21 protein-coding genes are annotated in these 26075 nt (G+C 71.0%); 6 read left to right on the forward strand and 15 right to left on the reverse strand.

Going from position 1 to position 26075, the window contains the following annotated elements; translation table 11 throughout:
• Positions 1–48 precede the first annotated feature (48 nt).
• Positions 49–564 carry a PadR family transcriptional regulator gene (locus ABZ406_RS02120; protein WP_354941392.1) on the reverse strand — a complete coding sequence of 172 codons (516 nt, stop codon included), beginning with the start codon at positions 562–564 and terminating at the stop codon, positions 49–51.
• 176 nt (positions 565–740) lie between these two features.
• The gene (gene pruA, locus ABZ406_RS02125) at positions 741–2369 is read right to left on the reverse strand and encodes an L-glutamate gamma-semialdehyde dehydrogenase (protein WP_357755394.1); all 1629 of its coding nucleotides are present in this window, start codon (positions 2367–2369) and stop codon (positions 741–743) included.
• Positions 2370–2752: 383 nt separating this feature from the next.
• Between pruA and ABZ406_RS02130 the strand changes: the two genes are divergently transcribed.
• A complete protein-coding gene (locus tag ABZ406_RS02130) occupies positions 2753–3919 on the forward strand; it encodes a hypothetical protein (RefSeq protein ID WP_357755396.1) in 1167 nt (388 codons plus the stop codon).
• A gap of 131 nt (positions 3920–4050) precedes the next feature.
• Here ABZ406_RS02130 and ABZ406_RS02135 read toward each other — a convergent pair whose 3' ends face one another.
• Positions 4051–4560, reverse strand: coding sequence for a hypothetical protein (locus tag ABZ406_RS02135; protein ID WP_357755398.1), 510 nt, complete (start codon positions 4558–4560; stop codon positions 4051–4053).
• Positions 4561–4777: 217 nt separating this feature from the next.
• Here ABZ406_RS02135 and ABZ406_RS02140 point away from each other — a divergent pair, with 217 nt between their 5' ends.
• Both ABZ406_RS02140 and ABZ406_RS02145 read left to right on the forward strand, forming a co-directional pair.
• Positions 4778–5005 carry a helix-turn-helix domain-containing protein gene (locus ABZ406_RS02140; protein ID WP_091393976.1) on the forward strand — a complete coding sequence of 76 codons (228 nt, stop codon included), beginning with the start codon at positions 4778–4780 and terminating at the stop codon, positions 5003–5005.
• A gap of 325 nt (positions 5006–5330) precedes the next feature.
• Positions 5331–5933, forward strand: coding sequence for an Rv3235 family protein (locus tag ABZ406_RS02145; RefSeq protein WP_357755399.1), 603 nt, complete (start codon positions 5331–5333; stop codon positions 5931–5933).
• Between the two features lie 766 nt (positions 5934–6699).
• On the opposite strand, the gene secA is transcribed toward ABZ406_RS02145, so the two are convergent.
• Positions 6700–9627 (reverse strand): preprotein translocase subunit SecA, encoded by a 2928-nt coding sequence (gene secA / locus ABZ406_RS02150; RefSeq protein ID WP_357755400.1) that lies wholly within the window; start codon positions 9625–9627, stop codon positions 6700–6702.
• Between the two features lie 168 nt (positions 9628–9795).
• Between secA and ABZ406_RS02155 the strand changes: the two genes are divergently transcribed.
• Complete coding sequence (locus ABZ406_RS02155; RefSeq protein ID WP_357755402.1) at positions 9796–10947, forward strand: GNAT family N-acetyltransferase; 1152 nt, start codon at positions 9796–9798, stop codon at positions 10945–10947.
• Positions 10944–12056 (forward strand): GNAT family N-acetyltransferase, encoded by a 1113-nt coding sequence (locus ABZ406_RS02160; RefSeq protein WP_357755403.1) that lies wholly within the window; start codon positions 10944–10946, stop codon positions 12054–12056. The genes ABZ406_RS02155 and ABZ406_RS02160 overlap by 4 nt, the downstream gene beginning before the upstream one ends.
• Before the next feature lie 54 nt (positions 12057–12110).
• Here ABZ406_RS02160 and raiA read toward each other — a convergent pair whose 3' ends face one another.
• The 8 genes from raiA to efeU all read right to left on the reverse strand — a co-directional run bounded on the left by raiA (position 12111) and on the right by efeU (position 21551).
• Positions 12111–12746: a ribosome-associated translation inhibitor RaiA gene (raiA, locus tag ABZ406_RS02165; RefSeq protein WP_357755405.1), complete on the reverse strand. Its 636-nt coding sequence runs from the start codon at positions 12744–12746 to the stop codon at positions 12111–12113.
• A gap of 246 nt (positions 12747–12992) precedes the next feature.
• On the reverse strand, positions 12993–13691 hold the full coding sequence (locus ABZ406_RS02170) for a ComF family protein (protein WP_357755406.1): 699 nt from the start codon (positions 13689–13691) through the stop codon (positions 12993–12995).
• A 4-nt stretch (positions 13692–13695) separates the two neighbouring features.
• Positions 13696–15507: an LpqB family beta-propeller domain-containing protein gene (locus ABZ406_RS02175; protein WP_357755407.1), complete on the reverse strand. Its 1812-nt coding sequence runs from the start codon at positions 15505–15507 to the stop codon at positions 13696–13698.
• Positions 15504–17258, reverse strand: a complete 1755-nt coding sequence (mtrB, locus tag ABZ406_RS02180; protein WP_357755408.1) for an MtrAB system histidine kinase MtrB — start codon at positions 17256–17258, stop codon at positions 15504–15506. The genes ABZ406_RS02175 and mtrB overlap by 4 nt, the downstream gene beginning before the upstream one ends.
• Before the next feature lie 12 nt (positions 17259–17270).
• Positions 17271–17960 carry an MtrAB system response regulator MtrA gene (gene mtrA / locus ABZ406_RS02185; protein WP_030331519.1) on the reverse strand — a complete coding sequence of 230 codons (690 nt, stop codon included), beginning with the start codon at positions 17958–17960 and terminating at the stop codon, positions 17271–17273.
• Between the two features lie 226 nt (positions 17961–18186).
• The gene (gene efeB, locus ABZ406_RS02190; protein ID WP_357755409.1) at positions 18187–19464 is read right to left on the reverse strand and encodes an iron uptake transporter deferrochelatase/peroxidase subunit; all 1278 of its coding nucleotides are present in this window, start codon (positions 19462–19464) and stop codon (positions 18187–18189) included.
• A gap of 25 nt (positions 19465–19489) precedes the next feature.
• Positions 19490–20623, reverse strand: a complete 1134-nt coding sequence (gene efeO / locus ABZ406_RS02195; protein ID WP_357755410.1) for an iron uptake system protein EfeO — start codon at positions 20621–20623, stop codon at positions 19490–19492.
• A gap of 22 nt (positions 20624–20645) precedes the next feature.
• Positions 20646–21551 carry an iron uptake transporter permease EfeU gene (gene efeU / locus ABZ406_RS02200; protein ID WP_357755412.1) on the reverse strand — a complete coding sequence of 302 codons (906 nt, stop codon included), beginning with the start codon at positions 21549–21551 and terminating at the stop codon, positions 20646–20648.
• Positions 21552–21699: 148 nt separating this feature from the next.
• Between efeU and ABZ406_RS02205 the strand changes: the two genes are divergently transcribed.
• Entirely contained in the window at positions 21700–21846 is a 147-nt protein-coding gene (locus ABZ406_RS02205) for a hypothetical protein (protein ID WP_357755413.1), read from the forward strand.
• Between the two features lie 243 nt (positions 21847–22089).
• Here the strand turns inward: ABZ406_RS02205 and ahcY are convergent, their stop codons facing one another.
• The 3 genes from ahcY to ABZ406_RS02220 form a co-directional block, all read right to left on the reverse strand.
• The gene (gene ahcY, locus ABZ406_RS02210) at positions 22090–23589 is read right to left on the reverse strand and encodes an adenosylhomocysteinase (protein WP_357755414.1); all 1500 of its coding nucleotides are present in this window, start codon (positions 23587–23589) and stop codon (positions 22090–22092) included.
• Between the two features lie 277 nt (positions 23590–23866).
• A complete protein-coding gene (gene manA, locus ABZ406_RS02215; protein ID WP_357755415.1) occupies positions 23867–25030 on the reverse strand; it encodes a mannose-6-phosphate isomerase, class I in 1164 nt (387 codons plus the stop codon).
• A 3-nt stretch (positions 25031–25033) separates the two neighbouring features.
• A complete protein-coding gene (locus tag ABZ406_RS02220) occupies positions 25034–26035 on the reverse strand; it encodes a cation diffusion facilitator family transporter (protein WP_357755416.1) in 1002 nt (333 codons plus the stop codon).
• Between the last annotated feature and the right edge of the window lie 40 nt (positions 26036–26075).

The following is a 26075-nucleotide window of genomic DNA, read 5'->3' on the forward strand; positions in this document are numbered from 1 at the left end:
TCAGTGCTGCCGGAGCAGCACGTTCGCTGTCGACGAATCTGCCGAATGTCACCCGACGGGGGCGGACTTCAGCCACGACAGGGCGGCCCGGTGGTAGGCGACGGCGAACTCCAGCGCGCTGGCGTCGTACGTCTCGCCGTCTCGTTTGGCGTTCTTCACCTGCTCGCGGACCTGGGCGAGGGCCTCGGTGTGGTATTCGTTCGCCGAGGCGTACAGGCCCTTGAGCTGGCTGGCGGAGTGCAGGTTGCCGAACGCCATGCGGAGCGCGATCGGGTTGCGGATGGTGTCCCGCCCCGGGTTCTCCGCGAGCCAGCGGGAAAACGTCCGTTTTCCGGTGGCAGTGAGTGCGTACGGCTGGCTCATCCGCGGGCCCGGCTTGCCGAGCCGCACGAAACCCCGCTCAGCCAGGACCGGCAACTCGCGGTACACCTGACTGCGGGTCATCGACCAGTACGGCGCCAGACGGCGCTCAGCGGCGGCCATCAACTGACCGCCTGTCATCGGGCCCTCGTGGAGGAGGCCGAGCAGGGCCGCCGCCGTAGGGTTGACTCCGGAATCCGCCATGCCCACTACGCTGCCACTTTGCGCACCCGGCGTCCAGGATTTGCCAGTTTGCCACCCCACAGGACTTCCTAAGTGCACTGTCGGCGACAGACTGTCCGTTGAGGACTATCGATGGGTTGCGACATTCCGGGCGTCCGCCGGCGGCGCCCCGCGCGCCGCCGGCGGGTCGTCACCGGTCAGCCCATGTGGGGGTACGTGTGATCGGTCGGCGGCACGAAGGTCTCCTTGATCGTCCGCGGGGAGACCCAGCGGACCAGGTTCAGCCAGGAGCCGGCCTTGTCGTTGGTGCCGCTGGCGCGGGCGCCACCGAAGGGCTGCTGCCCGACCACGGCGCCGGTCGGCTTGTCGTTGATGTAGAAGTTGCCGGCCGCGTACCGCATCCGCTCGCCGACCGACTCGACGACCCGGCGGTCGGTCGCGAACACCGAGCCGGTGAGCGCGTACGGGGCGATCGACTCGGCCTGCGCGACCACGTCGTCGAAACGAGCGTCGTCGAACACGTGCACGCCCAGGATCGGCCCGAAGTACTCGGTGGTGAAGGTCTCGTGGGCGGCGTCGCCGCACTCGAAGAGCGTCGGGCGCACGAAGTAGCCGACCGAGTCGTCGGCGGTGCCGCCGGCCAGCACCCGGCAACTGTCGTCGCCGGCGATCAGCTCCAACGCGGCGGTGTGCCTGGCGAACGCCTTGTCGTCGATGACGGCACCGCCGAAGTTGCCGAAGTCGGCCACGTCGCCGTAGGTCAGCGAGTCGGCGGTGGCGGCCAGCCGGTCCCGGAGCCCACCCTCCCAGATCGAGCGCGGCACGTACGCCCGCGAGGCCGCCGAGCACTTCTGGCCCTGGTACTCGTACGCGCCGCGGATCAGCGCGGTGTGCAGGGCGTCCACGTCGGCGCTGGTGTGCGCGACGACGAAGTCCTTGCCGCCGGTCTCACCGACCAGGCGCGGGTAGCCCCGGTAACGGGAGATGTTGTCGCCCACCGTCCGCCACAACTGCTGGAAGACCTTCGTCGAACCAGTGAAGTGGATGCCGGCCAGGTCCGGGTCGGCGAGCACGACGTCGGAGACCTCCTCGCCCCGACCGGTGACCATGTTGATCACGCCGGGCGGCAGGCCGGCGGCCTCGAACAGCCGCATGGTGAAGTGCGCGGCGAACTGCTGGGTCGGGCCCGGCTTCCAGACCACCGTGTTACCCAACAGGGCCGGCGCCGACGGCAGGTTGCCGGCGATGGCGGTGAAGTTGAACGGGGTCACCGCGTAGACGAAGCCCTCCAGCGGGCGGTGGTCGAAGCGGTTCCACACGCCGGGCGAGGACGCCGGCTGCTCCTCCAGCAGGCGACGCGCGAAGTGCACGTTGAACCGCAGGAAGTCGATGAACTCACAGGCCGCGTCGATCTCCGCCTGGATCGCGGTCTTCGACTGGCCGAGCATGGTGGCGGCGTTGAGGGTGTCGCGCCAAGGGCCGGCGAGCAGCTCGGCGGCGCGCAGGAAGATCGCGGCGCGCTCCTCGAAGGGCAGCGCCCGCCACATCGGCGCGGCGGCCTTGGCCGCCCTGGTGGCGGCCCGCGCGTCGTCGTGGGTGGCGTGCCCGGTCACCCCCAGCACGTGGGCGTGCTTGTGCGGCTGCACCACGTCGATCGGGTCACCGCCGGCCATCCGCTGCTCACCGCCGATGGTCATCGGCAGCTCGATGCGCTCGGCGGCGAGCTCGGTCAGCCGCCGCTGGAGCCGGTCCCGGTCGGGGCTGCCCGGCTCGTAGTTGCGAACCGGCTCGTTGCGCGGCTCGGGAACGGAGAACACGGCATCCATCAAGGCTCCTGGCGATCTCGACAGCAGTGGCGAAACCGGCCCCGCGGGCACCGACCGGACGGCCGGACACCGGACGCCGCACGGGAGGCCGAGCAGCGGCGGGACCTCCCATGATTCTCCCATGACGGGCTGCACGCTCCACCTCGGCCACCGCCCTCCCCCAAGGACCGACCCACCCTTGCTCTCCTTACCGACCCCACCTTTCCGCTGCTACCGACCGCCCTCGATCCGATGACGGGCCCGCGCGTGGGGCAGCAGGCCTACGGGACACGAGAAACCGCTCGGCGAGCACGGTCCGCCCCGGGCCGTCCCGGGGCGGCGGGCCGCTCAGCGGGCCCGCGTACCCTGAATGGTCGGTGACCTGCCGCCTCGAAGGGGAGACGATGACCAAGCAGCCCGGCCGCGTCCCGGCCGCTGAGTCGGACGAGCCGGCGGTCGACGCGGTGAACGCCGGCAGTCGGCCGCTGCCCGCGCCCGGCGCCGCAGTGCTCGCGCTGCTGGCGCTCGGCTGGCTGGCCGCCATGCTCTGGTCCACCCGGGAGGCCACCACCTCGGCGGCGGCCGGGGTCACCGCGATCAGTCTCTCCGCGTTCGCCCTGCCCGGCGTGATCTCGGCCGCGCTGGTGGCCGGAGCGGCCGTCGCGCTGGCCGGCGGAAACCTGCTGGCCCGCCGGTACGGCGACTGGGCCACCCTGCGCTTCGCCGGGGCGATCGGCGGCGGAATGCTTGTCGGGCTCGCCGCCGCGGTGGCGATCAACCTCACCTACTTCGACACGTCCACCACCAACGTGATCGCCGGCACCACGGCCGCCGCGGCGATCATCGGGGGCGCACTGGCCGGCGCGCGGACCGCCCCGGCGATCGGCGCGGTGATCACCGCCGCGCTGGGCACGCTGATCTTCGTGGTCGCGTTCAGCCAAGCCCGGGACCCGCTGTTCGACCTCTTCGGCGCCGGCGACAGCCAGGAATCGTTGGTCAACGCGGCCAAGTGGGTGTCCCGCACCGAATCGCTCGTCGCCGGGATACTGGCCGGCCTACTCGCCTTCGGATACCTGACCTGGGCACGGCGCAGGGCCGGCCGCCGCAACCCCGAGACCCCGGCGCTGCGCTGGCCGGCGTACCTGCTCGCCGGTGCCGGGCCGGGGCTCCTTTTGCTGCTCGCCGAGGTGATCATCCGGATCGGCGGCCGGTCGCTGCTCGACCTCGCCAGCGCCCTCAGCGAGGCGGACGCCGTGGCGCAGACCTCGCTGGGCACCTCACGGGTCGACAACGGCATCTGGGTGCTCTTCGTGGGGGCGCTGACCGCCCTCATCGCCTTCGGCCGCACGCTCGGCCCGGCCCACACCGACGACGACGAACCGGCCGCCGGCCCGACCCCTGCCGTGGACCAGGTCGACCTGGAAAACGACAAGCCGGGCTACGCCAAGGCGTTCGACGCGGACGCGGTCGACACGTTCGACGACGCTGAGACGGTCGACGCGGAACCGGCCAAGGCACTGAAGGCCGAGCCGGTCGAGGCGAACCCCGCCAAGGCGGATCCGAGCCGCTGACGTCGGACCGGGTCCGAGGTCGGCTCGCGCTCCCGGCTCCGTGGTCGGCTCGCGCGGCCGGGTCCGTGTGGTCGTCTCCCGCGGCCGGCTCCGTGTGGTCGGCTCGCGCGGCCGGCTCCGTATGGTCGGGCTCAGTCGCTCGCGCGGAGCAGTTCGTCCAGCTCCGTCACGTCGTACCACTCCAGCTCGTGGTCCTCGGCACCATCGACAGTGAACTGGGCGTCCGGGTCACCAGCCGCCGCCTCGGCCACCACGTCGGCCGCCGCGCCGACCTCCTCGACCGCGTCCACACCGTCCACGTGGATGGCCGCCACGGCACCCACCGGCACGGTGCCGACCAACATCACGGTGCTGGAGCCCAGCTCGCTGTCACCGCGCCCAACCGCACCCGGCGGCAGGTCGACCGAGACGACGACACGACGGCGGGGAGCCTTCGGATCGGCCCGGAGCAGGTGCAGAGCGTCCTGGGCAGCGCGGGTGAACGCCACGTACTCCAACTCCTCCTCGTCGCCCTCGGCGTACCACTCCCGCAGTGCCGGTGTCACGGCGTGCGCCTGCTCGGCGGACAGCCCTTCCTCGCGCAGCCGGGCCAGCATCGGTACGGTCGCCGGCACGTACACCCGGACAATCTGGTCGGTCACCTGTCGTCTCCCCCGCGTAGTCCTCCACCGGCGGCCGCCGGCACGGGCGCCGATCATGCCGCACGCCGTGACCGTCATACACCCCGCCTCCGGCCGGAGGAAGTTCCCAGCCGGTGTGTCCCGCAGGGTCGGTCCACCAACGACCACTGTGTGAGGCTGGGCGGTCGGGGCTGTCGGTGGCAAACTGAGCCAAACGACATCAACCCCGGGAGTTTCTGTGGAGCCAAGGTTCCTGCTGCTCTCCGACGTGGCGACTGAGCTCAACGTGTCGGACTCGCAGGTCTACCACATGGTGCGCAGCGGCGAACTGCCGGCGATCAAGATCGGCGGGCGAGGCCAGTGGCGCGTCGAGCGCGCTCGCCTGGAAGAGTACATAGCACGCAAATACGATGAGACCGCCGACTGGGTGCAGAGCAACCCGCTGGTCGACCGCGACCCCGAGTAGCTAGGCCCAGCCCGCCCGCCGCTTCTTTGCCCTACCCGCTCGCCCGCCCCGCCTCGCTCGCCCGCCCCGCTCGCCCGCCTCGCCCGCTCGCCCCGCCCCGCCCCGCCCCGCCCCGCCCCGCCCCGCCCCGCCTGCGCATGATCCACTCGGCTTTGCGGAAGTCGGGGTGTTGGGGCCGCCGGGATACCGCGACATCAAGGAACGCGAGTTGATCAGGCGCTTTGCCGCAGGGCGGCCACCCTCAAGCCATTGACCGGTGCCGCTTTGTGGCTCAGAATCGAGCTTGTCGGAGGCAAACGAAGGCAAACGCAAGATCAAGGGGGCCATGATGAGCGGAGCGCGATCCGGGCCATCACGTCCGGCCGTACGGTTGCGTCCCGTCCCGCCCTTCGACCCGCCGTACGTCGACGAGGCCGACGGGTCGTACTGGCCCGCACCGACCGACGGTCAGCTCGCCCTCGACCTGTTCGCCGCCACCCGACCCAGCCCGGTCCGGCCGACGGAGCGGCGGGCAGCACCGCGCCCAGTAACCGGCCGGTCCACCATCACCGCCAACCATCCGCCCGCTTCGTTGCCCCCAGCGACTGCTCCGGAAGCCACCCGAGCCGCGCACCGCTTCGTCGGCACCTGCCTGGAGGTGGTCAACGGCTACCGCTCGCCGACTCAGGTACGAGCGCTGCTCGACCCAGCCCGAGCAGGCGACCTGCTGACCGAACTCGCGCGCGCATCCGGCCGGGCCGGGACAGCGCGCCGCCGTACCGGCCGACCACTGGTCCGACTGCTACGCCTGCGAGTCTGCGAGCCACGGGAGACCGCGGTAGAGGCGGCAGCGGTTCTTGCCGGCGCGGGCGGTCGAAGTTGGGCAATGGCCCTGCGCCTCGAGCATCGCAGGGGCCGCTGGCTCTGCACCGCCCTACACGTCCTCTGACCAGACGCCCGCCGTTCAGGCGGTCACTCCCCAGGCACCACCACGCCATGATCGACGGGGTCGAGGTGCCCTCCCGCGCCGATCTTGCACTTGCTGTCGCGGCATAGCAGGCATTCCACGCATCTCGACGACCGAAAGTGCAAGATCGGCGCGGGCGGGGAGGTTGTCGGGCTTGCGCGGGGCGCCGGAGCGGCGGGCCGGCCCTGTCCAGAGCGAACAACCCGGGCCGGACCACGCCGAGCGAGCCGACCCGGACCAAGGCCGGACCAAGCCAGGCCGAGCCGAGCCGGACCAAGCCAGGCCGAGCCGGACCAAGCCGAGCCGAGCCGAGCCGAGCCGGACCGGGCCGGGCCGGACCAAGGCCGGGCCGGGCCGGACCAAGGCCGGGCCGGACCAAGGCCGGGCCGGGCCGGACCAAGGCCGGGCCGGACCAAGGCCGGGCCGGGCCGGACCAAGGCCGGGCCGGGCCGGACCAAGGCCGGGCCGGGCCGGACCAAGGCCGGGCCGGGCCGGACCAAGGCCGGGCCGGACCAAGGCCGAGCTGCGTGATCCACTCTGGTTTCAGGACACCGGGCCATCCGGGCTTAGGTGATGGCCCGACTTCCTGCAAGGCGAGCTGATCATTGCTGCGGCCGGTCGGTATCAGGGGAGACAGCGCCGAGGGTGGGCGATCCCTCGGGCGGGCGGAGCTGGGAGACGCCGACGGGCCCCGGCCTGTTCGGCCGGGACCCGTCGGTGCAGACGCTGTCGGTGCAGCTGCCGTTGGTCAGTTGCCGCCGTTGGGGGCGCCGTGGCAGCGCTTGTACTTGCGGCCCGAGCCACACGGGCACGGGGCGTTGCGGGACGGGCCGTTGCTCGCCTCCGCCTGGTTCGGTGCCGGCCGACGGGCAGCGGCCGACGGAACGGTCGGGCCACGCAGCCCCGACGCGGGCCGCTGCGGAGCGGACGGTGCGCTCTGCCCCGGTGCCGCGGGGGCACCCGGAGCCGGCCGCCCCACACCGAGTGCGGGAGCCTGCTGCTCGGCCTGCTCGACGGCGACCGCACCCGGGCTGGCCTCGCCGTCGATGGTGGGAGCCGAGTATTGCAGCCCCTGCCGACGCGGTGCCTGGTTGAGGCCCTTGGCCCGGATCTCCACCGGCTTGTCGAGCAGCGTGACCTCGTCGGCGCCCGCCTCCGGCTCCGGTTCGGTCACCTGGACATCGATGTTGTAGAGGAACCCGACGGTCTCCTCCTTGATGCCGTCCATCATGGTGGCGAACATGTCGAAGCCCTCGCGCTGGTATTCCACCACCGGGTCGCGCTGGGCGTACGCCCGGAGGTTGATGCCCTCCTGGAGGTAGTCCATCTCGTAGAGGTGCTCGCGCCACTTGCGGTCGATGACCTGGAGCAGCACCATCCGCTCGAGTTGGCGCACCCCCTCGGTGCCGAGCTCCTCCTCACGCCGGTCGTACGCGGCGTTGGCGTCCTCCTTGAGGCGGGCCACCAGGAAGTCGGAGTCCATGCCGGCCCGGGAGCCGCCGGCCTCCTCCTCCAACTCCTCGATCGTCACACCGACCGGGTAGAGCTGCTTGAGGCTGGACCAGAGCTGCTCAAGATCCCAGTCTTCGCCGTAGCCGTCGGAGGTGGCACCCCGCACGTACGCCTCGACGGTGTCGTCGATCATGTTGCGGACCTGGTCGGAGAGGTCCTCACCGTTGAGCACCCGGAGTCGCTCGGCGTAGACGACCTGGCGCTGCTTGTTGAGCACCTCGTCGTACTTGAGCACGTTCTTGCGGATCTCGGCGTTCTGGCCCTCGATCTGGGCCTGGGCGCTCTTGATCTGCTTGCTGACCATCTTCGACTCGATGGGCACGTCCTCCGGGATGTTGAAGCGCTCCATCACCGCCTCGACGGCCCCGGCCCGGAAGCGCCGCATCAGCTCGTCCTGGAGGGACAGGTAGAAACGGGACTCGCCCGGGTCACCCTGCCGACCGGCGCGACCGCGCAGCTGGTTGTCGATCCGCCGGGACTCGTGCCGCTCGGTGCCCAGCACGTAGAGGCCGCCGGCGGCGGAGACCTCGTCCGCCTCGGTGTCGCAGGCCTGCTTCCAGGTGGGAAGGACCTCCTCCATCGCCTTGGCGTACTCTTCCTCGTTTTCCAGCGGGTCGAGGCCGCGCTGGCGCAGCTCGTTCGCGGCGAGGAACTCGGGGTTGCCGCCGAGCAGGATGTCGGTGCCTCGGCCGGCCATGTTCGTCGCCACGGTGACCGCGCCCTTACGCCCTGCCTGGGCGACGATCTCGGCCTCCCGCGCGTGGAACTTGGCGTTCAGCACGTTGTGTGGGATGCCGCGGCGGCGCAGCAGTTGGGAGAGGATCTCGGAGTTTTCCACCGAGACGGTGCCCACCAGCACCGGCTGGCCCATCTGGTGCCGCTCGGCGATGTCCTCGATGACGGCGTTGAACTTGGCCTTTTCCGTCTTGTAGATGACGTCCGGCCGGTCCTCGCGAACCATCGGGCGGTGGGTCGGAATGGTCACGACGCCGACCTTGTAGACCTTGTTGAACTCGCTCGCCTCGGTCTGCGCCGTACCGGTCATGCCGGACAGCTTCTCGTACAGGCGGAAGTAGTTCTGGAGGGTGATGGTGGCCAGGGTCTGGTTCTCCTGCTTGATCTCCACCCCCTCCTTGGCCTCGATCGCCTGGTGCATGCCCTCGTTGTAGCGGCGGCCGTGCAGGATGCGACCGGTGAACTCGTCGACGATCAGGACCTCACCGTCGCTGACGATGTAGTCCTTGTCGCGCTTGTAGAGCTCCTTGGCCTTGATGGCGTTGTTGAGGTAGCCGACCAGCGGGGTGTTCACCGACTCGTACAGGTTGTCGATGCCGAGCCGGTCCTCGACCTTGGCGACGCCCCGCTCGGTCACGGCGATGGTGCGCTTGGAGTGGTCGACCTCGTAGTCGCCCTCACCGTCGGTGCCGGGCTGGAGCCGGGCCACCACGCCAGCGAACTCGCCGTACCAGCGGGCGGAGTGCTCGGCCGGCCCGGAGATGATCAGCGGGGTGCGGGCCTCGTCGATCAGGATGGAGTCGACCTCGTCGACCACGGCGAAGTTGTGGCCGCGCTGCACCAGCTCGTCCTTCGACCAGGCCATGTTGTCGCGCAGGTAGTCGAAGCCGAACTCGTTGTTGGTGCCGTAGGTGATGTCGCACTCGTAGGCGGCCTTGTGCTCGGTGGCCGGCCGGTTGGGCAGCACCACGCCGACGGTCAGCCCGAGGAACTCGTGCACGCGGCCCATCCACGCCGCGTCACGCTGGGCGAGGTAGTCGTTGACCGTGATCACGTGCACGCCCTTGCCGGAGAGCGCGTTGAGGTAGACGGCCATGACCGAGGTCAGCGTCTTACCCTCACCGGTCTTCATCTCGGCGATGTTGCCGAAGTGCAGCGCCGCGCCGCCCATCACCTGAACGTCGTACGGGCGCTGACCGAGCACCCTGGCGGCCGCCTCGCGGGCCACCGCGAACGCCTCCGGCAGCAGGTCGTCGAGGGTTTCGCCCTCGTCGAGCCGCTCCCGGAACTGTTCGGTCATGCCGGCCAGTTCCTCGTCGGTGAGGTTGACGTAGTCGTCCTCGATCGAGGTGACGGCGGCGGCGATGGCCTTGAGCCGGCGCACCATGCGGCCCTCGCCCGCGTTAAGGACCTTTTCCAGAATCGACACGGATCAACGCTCCCCTAGACAGTCTCGAACCATCGTAGGCGCTCCGTCGGCGCGATGGTCACTGGTGGCGGTGCTCGACCCCGCTGAACCCGACATAACTCGCGTCCTGCACACGCCCCAAACGTTATCCGGTTACGCCGTCGGCGAACGCTGCGGCAGGATGCACGAGTGGAGCCTGTGGAGATCATCGAGGACGGTGTGCTGCTGCGGCCCTGGCAAGAGGCGGATGCCGAGGCCGTGCACCGAGCCTGCCAGGACCCGGACATTCAGCGTTGGACCACCGTACCGCGCCCATACCGGCCGGAACACGCGCACGGATTTGTCACCGAGGGGAACCGGAGGGCCTGGGCCGAGGACACCGGGGCACCGTTCGCGGTCTGCGACCCGGGCACCGGGGAGCTGCTGGGTTCCTGCGGACTGACCTCGATCGACGGCAACGGCACCGGTGCGGTCGGCTACTGGACGGCTCCCTGGGCGCGCGGTCGGGGCGTGATGGTGCGGGCCACCAGGGCGGTGGCCCGCTGGTCCTTCGACACCCTCGGGCTTCGTCGGCTCATCTGGCACGCCGAGGTGGGCAACCACGCCTCCCGGCTGGTGGCGCTCCGGGCCGGTTTCCGGATCGACGGCCGGTTGCGGCTGGCCGACGCGGCGGCGCACGGCGGCGCGGACTGCTGGGTCGGCTCGTTGCTGCCGGGCGAGGTGCCGGCCGCCGGGTCGACCGGTCCGGCCGGGCCGGGCACCCTCGCCGCCCGCCGGGCCGCCGTGTTCGGCCGTCCGCAGCCCGTGCTGTTCGCCGACACCGGGGCCGGCGAGCTGCGTCTGCGGCCCATGGAGGAGCAGGACCTGGACGCTGTGGTGCAGACCTGCCGTGACCCGGAGACCATCCGCTGGACGACGGTGCCGGACCCGTACGAGCGCGCCGACGCGCAGGGCTACCAGGCCTACGGCCGGGACGCGTGGGCCCGGGGGGACGCCGCCTGCTTCGTGTTCGCCGACTCCAACGACAGGTACGCGGGCTCGCTGGACATCCGGCTCTCCCCGGCCGACCCGCTGCTCGCCGACGTCGGCTTCATGACCGCGCCGGCGGCTCGGGGCCGGGGCTATCTGCCCGCCGCGCTTGTCGCGCTCGGCGCCTGGGGCTTCAGCACCCTGGGCCTGGCTCGGATCGAATGGAGGGCGAACGTGGGCAACACCTCCTCCCGCCGGGCTGCGGAGAAGGCAGGCTTCCGTGTCGAGGGCACCGCCCGGGGCGGTGTGCAGCACCGGGGCGAACGGGTGGACGTCTGGGTCGGGGCGCTGCTCGCCAAGGATCTCGGATGATCCCGCAGCCGGTGGTCGAGGCGTACGGGGTGCGGCTGCGCCCGTTCCGCGCCGAGGACAGCGCCGACGTGGTGGACGGTTGTGCCGACCCGCTGACCCAACGGTTCGTGTCGAACCTGCCGACTCCGTACACAGTGACCGATGCCCGTTGGTGGATCGACGTCGGCGCCCCGGCGGCCTGGACCGGCGGCGGCGCGGCGTACGCGGTCGCGGACCCCGCCACCGATCGGCTGCTCGGGGCGGTGGGGTTGAACAACCCGGTTCCCGCCCGGGGTCAGGTGGAGATCGGCTACTGGTTGCGGCCGGCGGCGCGCGGGCGGGGTCTGGCCACCGCGGCGACTCGCGCGCTGAGCGAGCACGCGTTCGCCGCCGGGACGGTCCGACTGGAGTTGCTCACCGATGCGGAGAACGGCCCGAGCCAGCGGGTCGCGTTGGCCGCCGGCTTCCGCTACGAGGGTCTGCGCCGGTCGGCCGGTGCGTCAGGCGACGGGGGCCGGCACGACCTGCTGGCCTGGGTACGCGTCGCGGGCGACCCGGCCGGTCCGACCGCCCGGCTGCTGCCCGACCTGCCCGGCGGGGTGCTCACTGATCAGGTGGTGGCGCTGCGCCCACTCGCTCCCGACGACGCGGCGCTCGCGTACCGGCTGCACAGCCGACCCGACGTGGTGGCGAACCAGGCGCCCCCGGTGCCGCCGACGCGCGACGCGATGGAACGGCGTTGTCGTCTCGCGGAGAGCGGGTGGCTGACCGGCGATATCGCCCGGCTGCTGATCGTTGACGTGGCCAGCGGGGAGCTGGCGGGCAGTTGCGGCCTGTCGTACACCGATGTGGCCGCCGGTGAGGCGTCAGTGGGGTACGCGTTGCTGCCCGAGTGGCGCGGTCGGGGGTACGCGACCCGGGCGGTCCGGTTGCTCGCGGCCTGGGCGTTCGGCGCGACAGGTGTCGCACGCATCTCGGCCGGCACGGTGCCGGAGAACACCGCGTCGCACCGGGTGCTGGAGCGGGTCGGTTTTCGGCGTGAGGCCCTTCAGCGCGGCCGGCTGCCCGGTCTGGAGGGTGCCCGGCTGGACGACCTGACGTTCGCGCTGCTCCCCACCGACCTGCGTTGAGCGCGATCGTGGGGTTGCGGCGGGAACGCCCACCGCAACCCCACGAGCTGGCGCTCAGGTGTCGAGGGAGATGATGCCGTAGTCGTACGCGTGGCGCCGGTAGACGACGCTGGGGCGGCCGGACTCCTTGTCCTGGAACAGGTAGAAGTCGTGGCCGACGAGTTCCATCTCGAACAGCGCGTCGTCGATGGTCATCGGCTCCGCCGGGTGCACCTTTTCCCGGGCGATGTGCCACGGTTGGTCGTCGTGTTCCTCGTCGACCCGTTCGGCAACGGCGGTGCCGGCGCGGGCGCCGTCGCTCGGCGCGCTCAGCGCGGTGGGCACGAGGTCCGCGACCGGAAGGCCCGCGGTGGCCTCGGCGACGGAGATCGGCGCGTGCCGACCCCGGTGTACGCGGCGGCGGTCGGCCGCGCGACGCAGCCGGTTGTCGAGCTTCGCGATGGCCGCGTCGAGCGCGCTGTAGAAGTCGTTCGTGCAGGCCTCGGCCCGCATGACCGGGCCCCGGGAAACGCAGGTGATCTCCACCCGCTGGCAGTGGTCGGCCTGGCGCGGATTGCGCTCGTGAAACAGCTCGACATCAACGCGAATAAGTTTGTGGTCGTAGCGTTCGATCTTCGCGAGTTTCTCGGCTACGTGTACCCGGTAATGGTCCGGCACTTCGACGTTTCGGCCCTTGACCACGATGTCCACGTGACCTCCCTTTTTCGGACGGTCTTCGATCCGGTTTACCCGGCCGCGCGCCGTGGGGGGACCCGCTGGCGTCGACCGGTTGGTACGGCTACGCCTCCTCTCGCCACCGAGGGTGGTGGGAACTGCCTCCTACCCCCGACAGCGAAACGCTAACTCCTGTTTGCCCGACAGTCACCCCATGTTGCCGAGACGGGCCAGGATTTTTCGCAGCTCATACACCAACGGGTGAAACGGAAACACAATCGGTTACGACTGGCGTCTTTTCTCGGTCGCCGCGAGCACCGCGGCGACACTCGGTGCCCATCCCGTCGCGGTCAGCACCCTGCTCGCGGCGGCGAGCGTCACGCCCGTGGTGACGATGTCGTCGAGCAGCACCACCACCGGCGCCGCACCACCCTGCAACGGCCTCGTCGAGCGGGGCTGGAAGGCAGCCTCGGCCGCCGCCGCCCGCCCGGCGCTGTCCAGGCTCACCGAGTCGGGTCGGGGCAGCGCCCGCAGCGGACGACGCACCCGCACCGCCCAACCGCCCCGGTTGAGCCGGGCCGCGCAGTGCCGGGCCAGTCGGTCGAGGTGATCCCCGTACCGGGAACGGGCCGCCGCCGCGGTGTCCGGGACCGGCACCAAGGTCAGCGGACGAGCCGCACCGACCGCCGCCGCGACGACCTCGGCGAGCAGGGCACCGAGCGGGCGGGCCAGCCCGTGCCGGCCGTGTTCCTTGTACGCCAGCAGCGCCTCCCGCAGCGGACCCGCGTACGGGCCGAGGGCGACGCAGGACGGCAGACCCGGCGGAGCGGGGGTGGGACGGACCGCCAGTGGCCGCAGCTCGCCGAGCGCCGCCACACAGGCCGGGCAGACCCCGTGCCGCAGCCCGGGTCGGCGCTCCCGACAGCCGGCGCAGTCGGCGGGCAGCACCAGGTCGGCGAGGTCCGCCCAGAGCCCGCTCACCGTGTCAGTAGAGGAAGAACGGCGCCGACGGGTTACTTGGTCGCACCCCGGCCGGCACCGGCGCGATGTCGCGTACCCGGCCGGGCTCGATGCGTTCGAACGGGCTGCTGCGGTAGGCCACCCCGTTCGCCTCGTACATGTAGGCCCCGCTGGGCACCCGCACACTGCGGTTGGTCGGGTACGCGGTCAGGTGGTTGACCTTGGCGCCGAGGTCGGTCCGCAACGGCGTCTCCAGGGCGCCGTCGACGCTGATCTCGTAGATCGCCGGCTGACCGACCGACCCCGCCACCACCAGCTGATCCTCCCTGCCCCAGTCGACAGCAGTGGGGCTGGTCAACGAGGTGACCAACTCTCGCGGCGGGCCGATGGAGACCCCGCCGCCGTCGAGGTTGACCGCTGCGACGTAGAGCCGGCCGCCGGCGATCAGCGCGACCCGCTGGCCGTCGAACGCCGCGGCCACCGCGGTGACCCCGGCGGAGGGCAGATTGAGGGGCACCTGGTACATCCGAGCCGCCTCGTCGAACCGGTAGAGCCGCCCGTCGGCCACCACCAGGCCGCGGCCGGGGCGGGAGTCGACGGTACGCAGCCAGACCGGCCGGCTGATCGAGGAGTACTCGGTGCTGCTGCGGCTGAGCACGGAGATCGGATCGGCGCCCGCGCCCACGGCGAGGCGGTACCGGTTCTTGCCGCTGCCCACGACCATCGCGGCGAGAATCCGCTGGTCCTTCGCCAGCCCGAGGCTGGCCGAGACGACGTTGCGGTTGACCTCGGGAGTCAACGGGACAGTGCCGCTGAGCTCACCCTCGAAGTCCAGTGGGTGGATCGCGCCGTCGTACACCCCGAACCGCTGCGGGCTGACGGCCTGGGGGTAGAGCGCCACGGAACCCCGTCGCTCGTCCAGGTCCACCACCGGTTGCGCGTTGTTCCGGATCTTCAACTCCAGCTGACCGGGCAGGTCCCCCAACGACCAGGCGATCTGCGTGATCAACTGCTCGATGCCGTTCTGGTCGTCACCGGACATGTCCAGATTGACCTCCCACCGGCCGTTACCACCGGTGGCGTTGTTGATCAGCTCGGTGCGATCCGGCAGGCCGACGACCCCCGGGCGCAGCCAGTCGGAGGGGCCGCCGACAAGCCACTTCACCACCTCGTTGACCCGCCGCTCCACCGGCACCGCCTGCGGCCGGTAACGCTGGTCGGGCACGAGCCGGGTGCGGTCCGAACTCCAGAAGTAGATCGTGTCGTCCTGGTAATACTGCCGAAGGGCGGTGTCACTGAGCAGCAGCACGTTGGGCGGGTTGATGACGTACAGGCCAGCCCGATCGTCGTTGACGCCGCCGTTGAACGACGCGCTGCGTACGCCGAACTCGTACTCCGTCTCGGTCGCCACCGGCGGAGCCAGCGTGCCGTTGGCCCGCAGCACACCGATCTGCTGTACGGAGATCTTCACGGTCGTGGTCGAGTCGCTGTTGAGGGTGTAGACCGCCTCACGCAGCCGGACCACGTTCAGCGCGACCTCGCTGCCCTTCTTGTCCTGGAGGCGGATCTTGTCCTCCGGAGCGATGAACGCCTTGACCCGCTCGTACGCCCGATCCGGCTCGCCGGCGGCGGCGGACAGGAAGTTGCGGACGAACGCCTCGTTGACGCTGCCGCTGGCCGCCCTCGTGGGCGGCTCACTGCCGCGGCTAATCACACCGGCCTCGGTCGCGGCACCACCCTTGCCGTCCACCCGCACGTCGGACGCCGCCGGGATGCCGCAGCCGGCACCCAGCAGCACCAGCACGCCGAGGGCGCCGAGCAGAGTCGGTCGTCTCACGAGTGCACCTCCGTCCGCTGCCCGTCCCCGGCCGGAGCCGGGCCGATCGCCAGTGCCCCGCCGGTGCCGGGCCCGATGGCCAGGGGGCCACCGTCGCGGGGGCCGCCGAACGGCAGCGCGGCGTCCGCCGGCACCAGCCGCAGCGGCGAGGTGGTCAGCCGGTCGCCGGCACGGGCCGGCAGGGTGAGCCGGAACTGCGCGCCCTGCCCGGGAGCGCCCCACGCCTCCAGCCAGCCGCCGTGCAGCCGAGCGTCCTCCAGGCTGATCGACAGGCCCAGACCGGTGCCCCCGGTCTGCCGGGCCCGGGACGGGTCCGCCCGCCAGAACCGGTTGAACACCAACTTCTCCTCGCCCACCTTGAGCCCCACCCCGTGGTCGCGGACGGTGATCGCCACGGCGGTGTCGTCGATGCCGAGGGTGATCAGCACCGGGCGGGCCTCACCGTGCTCCAGCGCGTTGCCGACCAGGTTGCGCAGCACCCGCTCGACCCGGCGGGGGTCGACCTCGGCGATCACCGGCGTGCCGGGCAGGTCCAGTTCGATGGGTACGCCCACCCGCTCGGCCAGGCCCGCCAGCCGGTCGACCACCCGGTGCACCACGGGCACCAGGTCGGTCGGCTCGGAATCGAGCATGGCGAAGCCGGCGTCGAACCGGCTGATCTCCAGCAGGTCGGTGAGCAACTCCTCGAATCGGTCCAGCTCGGCTTGGAGCAGCTCGGCGCTGCGGGCGACCGCCGGGTCGAACTCGTCGCGCTCGGCGAAGATCAGGTCAGCGGCCATCCGGACCGTGGTCAGCGGGGTACGCAGCTCGTGGGAGACGTCCGAGGTGAAACGGCGCTGCAACCGGGACATCTCTTCGAGGCGCAGGATCTGCCGTTGCAGGTTGGTGGCCATCTGGTTGAACGACGCCGCGAGCAGGGCCAGGTCGTCCTCGCCGTTGACCACCATCCGCTGGTCGAGCAGGCCCGCGGAGAGCCGTTGGGCGGTCCGTGCGGCGACCCGGACCGGGTTGACCACCAGCCGGGTGACGAGCGCCGCGAGCAACCCGAGCAGGATCACCAGCGCGACCCCGGTGGCCACCACGGTGGCTCGGGCGTCGGCGGCGGTGACGTCCTGCCGGCCCAGCGGCACCAGGTAGTACAGCTCGATCTGGCCGAAGCGGGTGGGCACCGGCGAGCCGTACACCAGGTATTTGGTGGTCTCACCGGTGAGTCGCCCGGTGCGGATCTGGCTGGCCACCTTGCCGTCGGCGATCGCGGCCCGCAGCTCGGGGCTGATCAGCGACTGGACGTTGGCGGACGGCGAGGTGCGGGTCTGGATGTCGTTGGGGTAGTCGTCGGCGGTGACCGCCACCACCACCCCGCTGGTCTGCTGCGGGTCGCCGCCGGCCAGGTAGTTGACGGTGCCGTCGATCGTCTCCTGGAGTTGCGCCTCCTGCGGCTGCCCGTAGAAGGAGACCTGCTTGGCCGCGTAGCTGGCACCGCTCGTCACCCGCTGCCGGACGTCGCTGCGGGCGCTGTCGAGCAAAATGGTGGTGATCTTGTCGGCGATCAGGAACGCGAACCCGCCGACGAGCAGGCTGGACGCGACAAGCGTGATGGTCACGACCCGGACCTGGAGGGAGCGGCGCCAGGTCTGGTGCGCCCGGCCCACGACCCGGGCGACCCGGCCGCTGACCGCACGCCAGAACTCCCCGCCGGCGCTGAGCCGGCGGGTGATGTTCGCAGAGGGTGGGGGCGGCGAGGTCGACACAGTGCGACCAGGCTATCCGGTCCCCGCCTTGTAACCCACGCCCCGCACGGTGAGGATGATTTCCGGTCGCTCCGGATCCGGCTCGATCTTGGCCCGCAACCGTTGGACGTGCACGTTGACCAGGCGGGTGTCGGCCGCGTGCCGGTAGCCCCAGACCTGCTCGAGCAGCACCTCACGGGTGAAGACCTGACGCGGCTTGCGAGCGAGCGCGACAAGCAGGTCGAACTCCAGCGGAGTCAGCTTCACCTCCTCGTCGTTGCGGCTCACGGTGTGCGCCGGCACGTCGATGGTGATCTGGTTGTCGGGCGGCCCGATGGTGAGCATCTCGGGGGCGACGTCCTCGCCTCGGCGCAGGCGGGCCCGCATCCGGGCCACCAGCTCCTTGGGCTTGAACGGCTTGACCACGTAGTCGTCGGCGCCGGACTCCAGGCCGAGGACGACGTCCACGGTGTCGCTCTTGGCGGTCAGCATGACGATGGGCACGCCGGACTCGGCCCGGATCGACCGGGCGACGTCTATGCCACTCATGCCCGGAAGCATCAGGTCGAGCAGCACGATATCGGGACGACTGTCGCGAAAAGCGGCCAACGCCCGCTCGCCGTCCGCCACAAACGAGGGCAGGAAACCCTCACTGCGCAGCACGATGCCGAGCATCTCGGCGAGCGCGGGGTCGTCGTCGACCACCAGTACGCGGGCTCTCATGGGATTAATATTGCATCCTCATTCAGTTCGGTGGGACCGGCGTCCGCCGGTAACGCTTCGCGCCGCCGCGAAACCGGGTGACCCGCGGCCCGCGGCGGCGGCGCCACGTGCTGCGGCACCTGGCCACGGACGGGCCGTGGACCAGGCTGCCACCATGATCCCCCTTCGGCACCGCCCGGCGCCACCGAAGGCCCCGCCGATCCGGCTGTCGCCATCCGGACGACGGTCAGCCGAACAACCCGCGCCCCCAGTGGTCCCCACCGTCGCGCACCCCGGGCGGGCAGGCGAACACGCCGCTGGAGACGTGGCGCAGGTACTCGTTCATCACGTCGTGCCGCGCCAACTGGGTCTGGATCGGCACGAACTGACGGCGTGGATCGCGCTGGTAGGCGATGAAGAAGAGGCCCGCGTCGAGCCGGCCGAGGCCGTCCGAACCGTCGACGAAGTTGTAACCCCGGCGCAGCAGCTGGGCACCGCCGTTCCGGCTCGGGTGGGCGAGCGTGACGTGCGCGTGCTCGGCGATCACCGGCTTGCCGTCCGCGCCACGGGCGGCGAAGTCGGGCTCGTCGAACTCGTCGCTCCGACCGAGCGGCGCGCCGCTGCCCTTGGTCCGGCCGACGATCTCCTCCTGCTCGGCGAGGGAGGTCCGGTCCCAGGTCTCCACGAGCATCCGGATCTTGCGGGTGACCAGGTACGAGCCACCGGCCATCCAGTCCGGCCCGTCGCCCGGCTGCACCCACAACTGGTCGCGCAGCAGGTCGGTGTCCTCGGCCTTGAGGTTGGCGGTGCCGTCCTTGAACCCGAAGAGGTTACGCGCGGTGGCCTGCTCCCGGGAGGTCGACGAGGTACGGCCGAAGCCGAGCTGCGACCAGCGGACGCTCACCACGCCCATCCCGAGCCGGGCCAGGTTGCGGATGGCGTGCACCGCTACCTGCGGGTCGTTGGCGCAGGCCTGAACGCAGAGGTCACCGCCGGAGAGCTGCGGCTGCAACGCGTCGCCGGGGAACTTCGGCAGCTCGGCGAGGGCGGCGGGCCGACGGTCGGCGAGGCCGAACCGGTCCCGCCCGTCGGCGTCCCGAAACAGCGTGGGCCCGAAACCGATGGTGAGGGTGAGCTGTGAGGGAGGCAGGCCGAGCGCTTCGCCAGTGTCGTCGGGTGGGGCCTCCGGCATCCCGCCGACCGCGCCCAGCACCCCGGCGTCGCGTCCCGCTGTCATCCGGGCGGCGGCCGCCGTCCACTCCTCCAGCAACGCGACCAGCCGGGCCCGGTCCTTGGTGATCACGTCGAAGGCCACGAAGTGCAGCCGGTCCTGCGCCGGTGTGACGATGCCGGCCTGGTGCTCACCGTGGAACGGCACCGCCCCGGCCGGGTGGTCGTTGGCCGCGGCCGGGCCGTGGGAGCCCTTCAGCAGCGTTCCCGCACCGGCCGCCACCCCGGCGACCCCGGCCACCCCGGCGCCGGCCAGGGTGATGGCCCGACGCCGGGTCAACCTGCTCCCGCTCATCGACTCGACTCTTTCTGCCGGTGGGTCACTTCGCGACGGCTGCGGCGACCTTGCTGATCGGCTCGGCCAGCGCGTTGATCCCGTCGGAGAGATCCTTCAACTCGGCCTTGCTCAGCGCGGTGTGCAGCTTCCATCCATCGCCGTCGCGGTGCTTGCCGAGCAGGCCCTCGACGTTCGCGAACTCGGTGTCCAACTGGGTGACGAGTTCCGGCGAGCGCTGCTGCAACGCGGGGCGCAGGGCGGACACGGCGGCCTTGGAACCTTCGAGGTTGGCGGCGAAGTCCCACAGGTCGGTGTGCGAGTAGCGGTCCTCCTCGCCAGTGATCTTGCCGCTGGCGACCTCGTCGAGCAGTTCCTTCGCGCCGTTGGCGAGCTGGAGCGGGGAGAGCTTCTCGGCGTTCGCCCTGGCCACGATCTCCTTGACGTCGACAAGCAGCCGGTCGGCGATCGGGCCGTCCTTGCTGATGTCGCCGGACTGCCAGAGGTCCTTCTCGATCCGGTGGAAGCCGGTGAACTCCATCCCCTCCTCGATGACCTCCTCACGGCCGTCGATCTTGGGGTCGAGGTCGCCGAAGATCTCGGCAACCGGCTCGATCCGCTCCCAGTAGGTGCGGGCGACCGGGTAGAGCGCCTTGGACTTCGCCACGTCGCCAGCCTTGACCGCGGCGACGAACTCCTCGGTCTTGTCCAACAGCGCGGCGGTCTGGCTCTTGACGTAGCGCTGGTAGTTGTCGGTGGCGTCACCCAGCGCGGCGTCCGCGGTGAGCGGCTGCGCCGACCCGCTGACCTTCAGCGCACCCCGGATGCCCTTGCCGCTCATCCCCGGCTTGCAGGCCGTCTGGTACGTCCCGGCCGGCAACTCCACGTGCAGCTCGCGGCTCAGCCCGGGGGCGATGTTCTCCACCTCGCCCATCACGCGGTCGCCGTCGGCGTACACGTAGAACTCGGTCACCTTCGCGCCCGAGTTGGTGATCTTGAAGGTGGCGGTGCCGGCACCCAGGTCGGTCGAACCGACCTCGCACGCCGTGTCGGTGGCCTTGACCGCAATCGCTCCGCCGGCCGCCGCCGGGTCAGCCTTGTCGGAGTCGGAGCAGGCGGCCAGACCGGCCGTCGCCAGCACGCCGGCGGCGGCAAGCGCGAAGAACTGGGTGGTACGCATCTGAGCTGTCTCTCCTCGTGGGTCAGGCACGCTGCGGCGTGGACGCCGCCTCGGCCTCGGCCTCGGCGCCGGTGTCGGCCCCGCGCTCGGTGACTGGGGTGGTGGTCGCGGTGGGTGCCGGCTTGCGCCGGGCCGGTCGCAGGAAGAGCAGGAGCACCGGCACGGCGTACGCGACCCAGGCGATCGTCTCCAGCACCGTCGGCGCGGGAGTCACGTTGAACATGCCGGCGAGCAGGGCCGCGTACCAGGTGCTCGGGTCGAGCGTGCCGGTGATGTCGAAGGCCAGGTTGTTCAGGCCGGGCAGGACGCCGGCCTCCTGGAAGTCGTGCACGCCGTACTTGAGGATGCCGGCGGCGACCAGGATCAGCAGCGCGCCGGTCCAGGTGAAGAACTTGCTGAGGTTGATGCGCAGGGCGCTGGCGTAGAGCAGCACGCCGAGGACCACGGCGGTGACGATGCCGCCGATCAACGCGAGCAGCGGGCCGCTGTCGCCCGCCGCGCCCTGGGCGGCCGAGTAGAAGATCAGCGCGGTCTCCAGGCCCTCGCGGATCACCGCGAGGAAGGCCATTCCGGCGACGGCGAGGGAGCCGACGGCAAGCGCCTCGGTGAGCTTGCCCCTCAACTCGCCGGCGATGGTCCGGGCCGCCCGGCGCATCCAGAAGATCATCCAGGTCACGAAGACCACGGCGGCGACCGAGGTGATCGCCTCGAACAACTCGCGGTCCTCGGAGCGGGACAGCAGCGAGGTCGAGGTGTACTCGATCAGCCAGCCGAAGAGCACCGACAGCGCCACGGCCAGACCGACGCCGGCCCAGACCTGCGGCAACCGGTCCCGGCGCTGCGACTTCACCAGGAAGGCGACGAGGATGCTGACCACCAGGGTGGCTTCCAGCCCTTCCCGCAGGCCGATCAGGTAAGTGGCGAACATCCGAGCTCCGAGTAGGTTAGGCACGCCTTGGCTGACTTAGGGCAGGCATACCTTCCTCCCTGCTCAGGGCCCTCGTCAAGTCGTTCACGACAAGCTCACTAAGCCGGCAGCCGGCCCACAGTCGCGCGACTGTGGCAGGATCCCCGCCGTGAGGGGATTCCTGCCGTGGTTGACGGTGCTGGCCGTGGTGCTGCTGCTCAGCGCGCTACGCCTGCGGGCGCTGGCCACCCTCGTGTCGGTCGGCTGGCTGGTCTGGTGCCTCTGGACCTGGTTCCGCCCCACCCGCCGAAGCTGACCACCCCAAGCCACCGCCCCGCAGCGCCCCGGGCCGAGCCGGCCCGGCCCGCCCGGCCCGCCGATCTTGCACTCTCTGCGGTGGCATATCGCGCCAAAAGCCGCGAACCTCCAACCGAAACTGCAAGATCGCGGGGCAGGAGCGGAAGTCGCGGGGCAGGGCGCGGAAATGCGGGCAGGGCGCGGCGGCGGGTACGACGAACCGGGCCGGCTGCGAACAGCCGACCCGGTTCGGAGTCGTCGATCAGTAGCGGTAGTGATCCGGCTTGAACGGGCCCTCCGTGGAGACGCCGAGGTAGGCGGCCTGCTCCTTGGTGAGCGTGCTCAGCTTGGCGCCGAGCGCGCCGAGGTGCAGCCGGGCGACCTTCTCGTCCAGGTGCTTGGGCAGCACGTAGACGCCGATCGGGTACTCCTCGGTCTTGGTGAAGAGCTCGATCTGGGCGATCGTCTGGTTGGCGAACGAGTTCGACATGACGAAGCTCGGGTGCCCGGTCGCGTTGCCCAGGTTGAGCAGACGGCCCTCGGACAGCACGATGATGGCGTGCCCGTCGGCGAAGCGCCACAGGTCGACCTGCGGCTTGATGTTGAGCCGCTCGACGTCGGAACGCTTGGCCAGACCGGCCATGTCGATCTCGTTGTCGAAGTGGCCGATGTTGCCGACGATGGCCTGGTGCTTCATCCGGGCCATGTGCTCGTTGGTGATGACGTCGAAGCAGCCGGTGGCGGTGATGAAGATGTCCGCCTGCTCGACAACGTCGTCCAGGGTGGCGACCTGGTAGCCGTCCATCGCGGCCTGCAACGCGCAGATCGGGTCGACCTCGGTCACCACGACCCGGGCGCCCTGGCCGCGCAGCGACTCGGCGCAGCCCTTGCCCACGTCGCCGTAGCCGAGCACGACCGCCATCTTGCCGCCGATCAGCACGTCGGTGGCACGGTTGATGCCGTCGATCAGCGAGTGGCGGCAGCCGTACTTGTTGTCGAACTTGCTCTTGGTCACCGAGTCGTTGACGTTGATGGCCGGGAACTTGAGGGTGCCGGCCCGGTGCATCTCGTAGAGGCGGTGCACGCCGGTGGTGGTCTCCTCGGTCACGCCCTTGATGCCGGCGGCGATCCCGGTCCAGCGCTGGCCGTCCTCGGTGAGCGAGCGGTGCAGCACCTCGAGGATGACCGCGTACTCCTCGGAGTCGGCGGACTCGACCGGCGGGACGACGCCGGCCTTCTCGAACTCGGCGCCCTTGTGCACCAGCAGGGTGGCGTCACCGCCGTCGTCGAGGATCATGTTCGGGCCCTGGCCGTCCGGCCACACCAGCACCTGCTCGGTGCACCACCAGTACTCCTGCAGGCTCTCGCCCTTCCAGGCGTACACCGGGACACCTGCTGGCGCCTCGGGGGTGCCGGTCGGGCCGACGACAGTCGCCGCGGCGGCGTGGTCCTGGGTGGAGAAGATGTTGCACGACGCCCAGCGCACCTGCGCGCCGAGCGCGACGAGCGTCTCGACCAGGACGGCGGTCTGGATGGTCATGTGCAGCGAACCGGTGATCCGCGCGCCGGCGAGCGGCTGCGCGTCGGCGAACTCCCGACGGATGGCCATCAGGCCGGGCATCTCGTGCTCGGCGAGCTGAATCTCTTTACGCCCGAACTCGGCGAGCGACAGATCCGCCACCTTGTAGTCGCCGTCCGCAAGCGTGCTCGGCCGGGCCTCGGACGGCGTACCGCTGGCGGATGCCGGGAGGGTGCTGGTCATAAAATCTCCTGTCGAACGATGTCTGCGCCGACCCTCCACCTTACGCGTGTCGCCGAAGGGCAGCAGGCACGGTCCACGGACAGCGCACGGGGCGGTCGGTGATGGACGGAATCTCCCGCCCACGTCCCGCCCGCCCCGTGCATCCCCCCGGTTTGGTTCCCCCGCACGTTCTCGGACCGTCGTCGCGATAACGCTGCGTACTCATAGGGTCACACTGAGACAGTGCAACGTCAAGCTATTCCGGGAAAGTCGGACTTGTGTCGTTGCGGTGCGGCGGTCAGCGCAACCCGGACGTCGCCACGAACGCCACCCCCGCGCCACCGATGCGCAGCTCCGTCCCGGACGGCATACCGATCGCCGCCTCGCCGGAGACCAGCGTCACCGCGCCGGCGCCGTCGTCCGCCGTGATCGATCCGCCGGCGCAGAGCACCACCCGGGGGCCGGGCAGCGGCAGCGTCACCGAGGGCACCGACGCGTCGACCCGCACCCGGTGCAGCGCGAAATCGTCCACCGGCACGGGCCACCAGTCCACACCCGGGCCGACCGGCTGCGGCGCCCGCACCGGGTCGTCGAGCACCTCGAAGCGCAGTACCCGCAGCAACTCGTCGACGTCCACCCGCTTCGGGGTCAGCCCGCCCCTCAGCACGTTGTCGCTGGACGCCATGATCTCCACACCGCAGCCGCTGAGGTAGGCGTGCAGGTTACCGGCGGGCATCCAGATCCCCTCCCCCGCCACCAGCCGCACGTGGTGCAACAGCAACGCGACAAGCACCCCAGGGTCACCCGGGTACGCCGTGGCCAGCCGGCGGGCCAGCTCCGCGTCCGGGCCGTCCGCCGGCGCTGCCACCACGGCGGCCAGCAGCTCGTGCCGCTCGGCGACCGGCCAGCCGAGCAGTGTCCGCACCGCCGTCCGCAGGCCCGCCGGCCCGTCCCGCAACGCGGCGACCACCGGCGCCAACGCGGGTACGCCGAACGCGGCGAGCGCCTCTGCCGACTCCATCGGATCCCGGAACCCGCACAGCGCCTCGAACGGGGTGAGCGCGACAAGCAACTCCGGCTTGTGGTGCGGGTCGGAGTAGTTGCGCTGCCCCTCGGGGCGCCCCGCCTCCGCCGCGTAGCCGGCCTGCGCCTGTTCGGCGTCCGGGTGGGCCTGCAGGCTCAGCGGAGAGTCGGCCGCGAGCACCTTGAGTAGGAACGGCAGCCGATCACCGAACCGCTCGGACACCCGCTGGCCCAGCCACTGCCCTGGTTCGTCCCGCACCAGGTCGCACAGGCTCACCCGCACACCGGCGCGGTCCACGTGCGCCGGGCCGCCCGGGTGGGCCCCCAACCACAGCTCCGCCTCCGGGCCCACGCTCGGCACCGCGCGCCCCTGAAGGAGGGCGAGGGCCGAGCGTGAGCCCCAGGCGTAGTCCCGGATCGGTCCGTACAGTGGCTCCACCAGTCAGCCCCCGGGCCGCCCGGCCGCCTCGCCCGACGCGTGCTGCGGTACGGCGGTGTCGGCGGCGGCGCCCGTGCCGGCCTCGGCGGCAGCGGCGCTGTAGACGTCCGGCTCCAGGTAGATCACCCGGGCGATGGGCACGGCCTCGCGGATCCGTGCCTCCACGGCGTTGATGCCGCGCGCCAGGTCGTGGGCGTTCTCCCACTCCGGAACGGCGATCTTGGCGGCCACCATCAACTCTTCCGGCCCCAGGTAGAGCGTCTTCATGTGAATGATCCGCTCCACCTCGGGGCCGGCGGTGACCGCCCGCTCGATGGTGGCCAGTTCGGACGCCTCGGCGCCCTCACCGAGCAGCAGGCTCTTCGTCTCGATGGCCAGCACGATGGCGATGACGACAAGCAGGATGCCGATCATCGCGGTGCCGGCGGCGTCCCACCGACCGTTGCCGGTGATGAGCGTCATGCTGACGCCGAAGAGCGCGAACACCAGACCGAGGAGCGCGCCGAAGTCCTCCAGGAGGACCACCGGCAACTCCGGGGCCTTGGCCCGGCGGATGAACCGCACCCAGGACTGGTTGCCCCGGATGTGGTTGGACTCCTTGATGGCGGTTCGGAAGGAGAACGACTCCAGGATGATCGCCACCACCAGGACGACGATCGGCAGCCAGTGCCAGGACTCGATGCCGCCCTTGTGGCCCCACTTGTGGTACGCCTCGTAGAGCGCGAACAGACCACCGATGCTGAACAGCACGATGGACACGATGAACGCGTAGATGTAGCGCTCGCGGCCGTACCCGAAGGGGTGTTCCGGGGTGGCCGCCCGCTTCGCCCGCTTGCCGCCGAGCAGCAGGAGGCCCTGGTTGCCGGAGTCGGCCACCGAGTGGACCGCCTCGGCCAGCATCGACGACGACCCGGAGAGCAGGAACGCGACGAACTTGGTGACGGCGATGCCGATGTTGGCCAGCAGGGCGGCGACAATCGCCTTCGTCCCACCGTTGGCGCTCATGCCACCGCTCCGCTTCGCCGCACGAAGCCGCCCGGTCCGC

This window comes from Micromonospora sp. NPDC005710, from assembly GCF_040630995.1.
Lineage (GTDB): Bacteria > Actinomycetota > Actinomycetes > Mycobacteriales > Micromonosporaceae > Micromonospora.